Source organism: Mesorhizobium sp. M2C.T.Ca.TU.002.02.1.1 (assembly GCF_003997225.1).
In genome coordinates this window covers 1-5,765 of record NZ_RZTO01000373.1, presented here as the reverse complement: position 1 = coordinate 5,765, position 5,765 = coordinate 1, and the positions used below count along the sequence as shown (strand labels likewise).

At 62.8% G+C, this 5,765-nt stretch carries 4 protein-coding genes and 1 pseudogene; 3 read left to right on the top strand and 2 right to left on the bottom strand.

From position 1 onward, the window contains the following. From EOD07_RS19625 to EOD07_RS19615, 3 genes are all read left to right on the top strand, one after another. On the top strand, window positions 1–1,300 hold a 1,300-nt coding region (locus EOD07_RS19625), incomplete at its 5' end, for a PrkA family serine protein kinase (RefSeq protein ID WP_127236651.1). 19 nt (window positions 1,301–1,319) lie between these two features. Further along, window positions 1,320–2,630, top strand: a complete 1,311-nt coding sequence (locus EOD07_RS19620; RefSeq protein WP_127236650.1) for a YeaH/YhbH family protein — start codon at window positions 1,320–1,322, stop codon at window positions 2,628–2,630. Between the two features lie 11 nt (window positions 2,631–2,641). After that, on the top strand, window positions 2,642–4,186 hold the full coding sequence (locus EOD07_RS19615) for a SpoVR family protein (protein WP_127236652.1): 1,545 nt from the start codon (window positions 2,642–2,644) through the stop codon (window positions 4,184–4,186). 39 nt (window positions 4,187–4,225) lie between these two features. Here EOD07_RS19615 and EOD07_RS19610 read toward each other — a convergent pair whose 3' ends face one another. Next, window positions 4,226–5,122, bottom strand: coding sequence for a transporter associated domain-containing protein (locus EOD07_RS19610; protein WP_127236649.1), 897 nt, complete (start codon window positions 5,120–5,122; stop codon window positions 4,226–4,228). After that, a pseudogene (locus tag EOD07_RS19605) lies at window positions 5,119–5,765 on the bottom strand (3-dehydroquinate synthase); the annotation flags it as partial. The gene EOD07_RS19610 and the pseudogene EOD07_RS19605, both read right to left, overlap by 4 nt.

Here is a 5,765-nt window from a genome sequence, read left to right as displayed (position 1 = left end):
CGAGCCCGGCGACGAGAACAATCAGGACGTCTCGGCCCTGGTCGGCAAGGTCGATATCAGGCAATTGGAGCACTTCAGCCAGTCCGACCCGGACGCCTATTCCTACAGCGGCGGCCTCAACCGGACGACGCAAGGCCTGCTCGAATTCGTCGAGATGTTCAAGGCGCCCATCAAGGTCCTGCATCCGTTGCTGACCGCGACCCAGGAAGGCAGCTACAACGGCACCGAGAATTTCGGCGCCTTCCCCTATCAGGGCATCGTCGTCGCCCATTCCAACGAATCGGAATGGCAGCAGTTCAAGAACAACAAGAACAACGAGGCCTTCCTCGACCGCATCCTCGTGGTCAAGGTACCCTATTGCCTGCGCATCACCGAAGAACGGCATATCTACGAGAAGCTGTTGCGCGAGAGCGAATTGGCGAACAGCCCCTGCGCGCCCGAGGTGCTGGACATTCTCAGCCGCTTCACGGTTTCGACCCGCCTTGCCGAGCATGAGAACTCACCGCTCTACACCAAGATGCGTGCCTATGACGGCGAAAACCTCAAGGAAATCGATCCGAAGGCGAAGTCCGTGCAGGAATATCGCGACGCCGCCGGCGTCGACGAAGGCATGACCGGGGTCAGCACCCGCTTCGCCTTCAAGATCCTGTCGCAGACCTTCAACTACGACACCAAGGAGGTCGCCGCCGATCCCGTGCATCTGATGTACATCCTCGAGGAGGCGATCAAGCGCGAGCAATTCCCGAAGGAAACGGAGGCCGCCTATCTCGAATTCATCAAGTCGGAGCTCGCGACCCGCTATGCCGAGTTCATCGGCCACGAGATCCAGAAGGCCTATCTGGAATCCTACAGCGAGTACGGCCAGAATCTCTTCGACCGCTACATCGCCTACGCCGATGCCTGGATCGAGGATCAGGACTATAAGGACCCGGACACCGGCCAGATCCTCAACCGCGAGGTGCTGGACAAGGAATTGTCGCAGGTCGAGAAGCCGGCGGGCATCGCCAATCCCAAGGACTTCCGCAACGAAGTCGTCAAATTCACCTTGCGCGCGCGGGCGCGCAACCATGGCCGCAATCCCTCCTGGACGAGCTATGAAAAGCTTCGCGAGGTCATCGAGAAGCGCATGTTCGGCCAGGTCGAGGACCTGTTGCCGGTGATCAGCTTCGGCTCCAAGCAGGACAGCGTCACGGAGAAGCGGCACAATGAATTCGTGCAGCGCATGGTGGAGCGCGGCTACACCCAGCGGCAGGTGCGACGGCTGGTCGACTGGTACATGCGCGTGAACAAGGCGGGCTGAACAAAGCCGGGACGGTTCCATGCCGATCTTCATCGACCGCCGCCTGAACCCGAAGGACAAGAGCCTGGGCAATCGCCAGCGCTTCCTCAGGCGCGCGCGCGAGGATCTCAAGCGCAGCATCCGCGACCAGGTCCGTACCGGCGGCATCGCCGACGTCGACCGCGAGCACGCCGTGCCGATGCCGCGCAAGGGAACCGGCGAACCGACCTTCGGCGACGACAAGGCAAGCGGCCGGCGCCAGCATATCCTGCCCGGCAACAAGACGTTCAGCTCAGGTGATCTCATCCCCAAGCCGGGCGGCGGCGGAGGCTACGGATCGGCCCCGGGGACCACGGAATCCGAAGACGACTTCCGTTTCGTGCTGTCGCGCGAGGAAGTGCTCGACCTTTTCTTCGAGGATCTCGAGCTGCCCGATCTGGTCAAGCTCAACCTCAAGCAGATATTGAGCTACAAGCCGAGACGGGCGGGTTTCACGGCAAGCGGGGCGCCGACCAACATCAATGTCGGACGCACGATGCGCAACAGCCATGGGCGGCGCATCGCGCTGAGACGCCCCAAGCAGGCCGAGCTCGACGCGATCGCCCGGCAGATCGCCGAGCTGGAAGCGAAGCCGGCAAGTGCCGCGGCGCGCGAACGCATCGCGGTTCTGCGCGAAGAGCTTGAGCGGCTCGAGCGCCGGCGCAGGCGCATTGCCTATGTCGATCCGGTCGACATCCGCTTCAATCGCTTCGATCCTCAGCCCGTGCCCAATGCGAACGCGGTCATGTTCTGCCTGATGGACGTCTCCGGCTCGATGGGAGAGCGCGAGAAGGATCTGGCCAAACGCTTCTTTGTGCTGCTGCATCTCTTCCTGACGCGCCGTTACGAACGCATCGAGGTCGTCTTCATCCGCCATACCCACGAAGCCAAGGAGGTGGACGAGCATACATTCTTCTATCACACCGAAAGCGGCGGCACCGTCGTCTCCACCGCGCTCGAGGAGATGCACCGCATCATCGAAGAACGCTATCCGGTCGCCGAATGGAACATCTACGCCGCCCAGGCCTCCGACGGCGACAATTTCGCCACCGACTCCGAGCGCTGCATCGAGCTGCTCGACCGCAAGCTCATGCGGCTTTGCCAGTATTTCGCCTATGTGGAGATCATCGACGAGCGGGAAAGCCATATTTTCGGCTCGACCGAGAACGGGACGTCGCTCTGGCGCGCCTACAACGCCGTCGACGGAAAATGGCCGAACTTCCAGATGAGGCGCATCGCCGCGCCGGCCGACATATACCCGGTCTTCCGGGAGCTCTTCGCCAGGCAGCCTGATCTGCGCAAGAGCGCTTGAGGGCTTCGGCAATGGGCAGCCAGGCGCGCAAATCCGAACTGCTGTTTTCCGGGTCGGACTGGGATTTCAAGAAACTGTCCCGAGTCTATGACGAGATCGAAGCGCTCGGCCGCGAAGAGCTTCGCCTCGACATTTATCCGGTGCAGATGGAAGTCATCTCTTCCGAGCAAATGCTCGACGCTTATTCCTCGGTCGGCATGCCGCTGATGTACCGGCATTGGTCATTCGGCAAGCGTTTCCTCTATGACGAGCTTCTCTACCGCAAGGGCGCGCGCGGCCTGGCCTATGAAATCGTCATCAACTCCAACCCCTGCATCGTCTACCTGATGGAAGAAAACACCATGGCCTTGCAGGCCCTGGTGACCGCCCATGCCGCGCTTGGACACAATCATTTCTTCAAGAACAATCATCTCTTCCGGCAATGGACCGATGCGGGCGGCATTTTGAGCTATCTGGATTTTGCCAAGAGCTACATCGCCCGGTGCGAGGAAAGACATGGCCTGGCCGCCGTCGAGGCGATCCTGGATTCGGCCCACGCACTGATGGAGCAGGGCGTGTTCCGCTACCATCGGCCGCCGAAACTGTCATCGGAACAACAGCGCGAAGGGTTGCGCGAGCGCCTCGAATACGAGGAGCGCTCCTTCAACGATCTGTGGCGGACGCTGCCGGCCTCGCAGGGAAAGAGCAAGCCGGAAGCAGAGGACGACATCCTTGCCGAGCGGAAGAAGTCGCTCAATCTGCCGGAAGAAAACCTGCTCTATTTCCTTGAGAAGAACAGCCTTGTCCTCGAGCCCTGGCAACGTGAGATCGTCAGGATCGTGCGTGTCATCGCGCAATATTTCTACCCGCAGCGGCAAACCCAGGTGATGAACGAAGGCTGCGCCACCTTCGTCCATTACACGCTCATGAACACGCTGTTCGATCGTGGCCGCATCAGCGAAGGCGCCATGCTCGAGATCTTGCGCAACCATTCCAACGTGGTCTTTCAGCCGGCCTATGACGACCCCCGCTTTTCCGGCATCAATCCCTATGCGCTCGGTCTCGACATGATGCAGGACATCCAGCGCATCTCGACCGAGCCGACCGCCGAGGACCGCGACTGGTTTCCCGACATCGCCGGCCGCGGCGACTGGCGCGACACCCTGCTCGACGCCTGGGCCAACCACCGCGACGAATCCTTCATCCGCCAGTATCTGAGCCCGGCGCTGATCCGCAAATGGCGGCTCTTCGTGCTGGCCGACGGCGCCGACGAGCCGCATTACGAAGTCGCCTCGATCCACAACGAGCGTGGCTATGCCAAGATACGGTCGGCGTTGGCGCAAAGTTACGATATCGGGGCAAGTCGCCCGGACATCCAGGTGGTCGACGTCGACCTCCTTGGCGACCGGCACCTGCGGCTCCAGCACACGGTGAAGGACGGCGTGATGCTCGAGGGTGAAAGTCGCGATGCGACCCTGCGCCACATCCGCAACCTCTGGGGCTACGACGTCAGCCTGGCCGCGATCGACGGCGGAACCGGCGCGCTGCTCAGCGAGCGCTGGACGAAGGAGCTCTGAAGGCGTCGGAAGCCGCCATCGAGGCCGGCTGAACGATACCTATCCCTCGCCGGCGGGCCTGATCCTCAACCTCGCAATGCGGTTCTTGTCGCGCTTCATCACCACGAAACGCTTGCCGTGGAAGGTGAAAGCCTGCTTCTCCTCCGGGATCGACTGCGTCTCATGGATGACGAGGCCGGCGATCGTCGTCGCCTCCTCGTCGGGCAGGTCCCAGTCGAGCGCGCGGTTCAGGTCGCGGATCGGCACCGTGCCGTCGACGACGACCGAGCCGTCGGCTTCCTTCTTCACGCCCTGCATGTCGACATCGTGCTCGTCGGCGATCTCGCCGACGATCTCCTCGATGATGTCTTCAAGCGTCACCAGTCCTTCGACCTCGCCATACTCGTCGACGACGATGGCGAAATGCGCCTTTCGCCGCAGGAAGGCGTTGAGCTGGTCCTGCAAGGTGGTGGTGTCCGGCACGAACCACGGCTTCGCCGCGATCTTCATGACGTCGATCCGCGAAAAGTCGTTGCCGACCTCGTTGAGGGCCCTCAGCAGATCCTTCGCGTGCAGGACGCCGACGATGTTGTCGAGCGAGCCCTTCCACAGCGGCATGCGGGTGTGCGGACTCGTGAGGATCTCGCGCACAACCGCTTCGGGCGCATTGTCGGCATTGACCGAGCGCATATTGGTGCGGTGGACCATGACGTCCGACACTTCGAGCTCATCGAGGTCGAAGAGGCCCTCGAGCCGGTTGCGCTCTTCGCCGGCAGCCGCGCCCTCGCGGCGGGGTTCGTCGTCGTCTTCATCCTTGCCGTTGCGCTCGGACCGCTGCGGCGGCTCGATCGGCCGCAGAGCGTAGCCAAAAGCGCCAAGCAACCGGCCGCGGAACAGAAGCGCCAAAAGCACGATGGCGGCAAGGATTGCGGCGACGATCCAGCCGGCGCCGATCATCTAGGATGGCTCACTTCGAGCCTTCCGGGATGGCTCACCTTGAGGAAAGCCAGCACTTCCGAGGGCGGCACGTCCTTGGCGATGAAGGACTGGCCGATGCCGCGTGTCAGGATGAAGGTCAGCGCGCCGCGCGAGACCTTCTTGTCCTGGGTGATGAAGCCGAGCAACGCCTCGGCGTCCGGCAGATCGCCTGGAATATCGGCCATCCGCCAGGGCAGGCCGACGGCCCTGAGATGCGCTTCGACGCGCTCCGCGTCGTCCGGGCTCGCCAGGTTGAGCCGCGCCGAAAAACGATGCGCCAGCGCCATGCCGATGGCGACACCCTCGCCATGGACGAGGCGCACGCCGTCATATTGCGTGGCGGCTTCCAGCGCGTGGCCGAATGTGTGGCCGAGATTGAGCAGCGCGCGGTCGCCGGTCTCGAACTCGTCGCGTGCGACGACATCGGCCTTGGCGCGGCATGCCTCGGCGATCGCCTCGACCCGCGCCGGACCGCCGGCAAAGACTTGCCCCCAGTTCTGTTCCAGCCAGGCGAAGAAGGCCGGGCGATCGATCAGCCCGTATTTGGCAAGCTCGGCATAGCCGGCGCGGAACTCGCGGATCGGCAGCGTGTCGAGCGCGCCCGTGTCGGCGAGCACCAGCC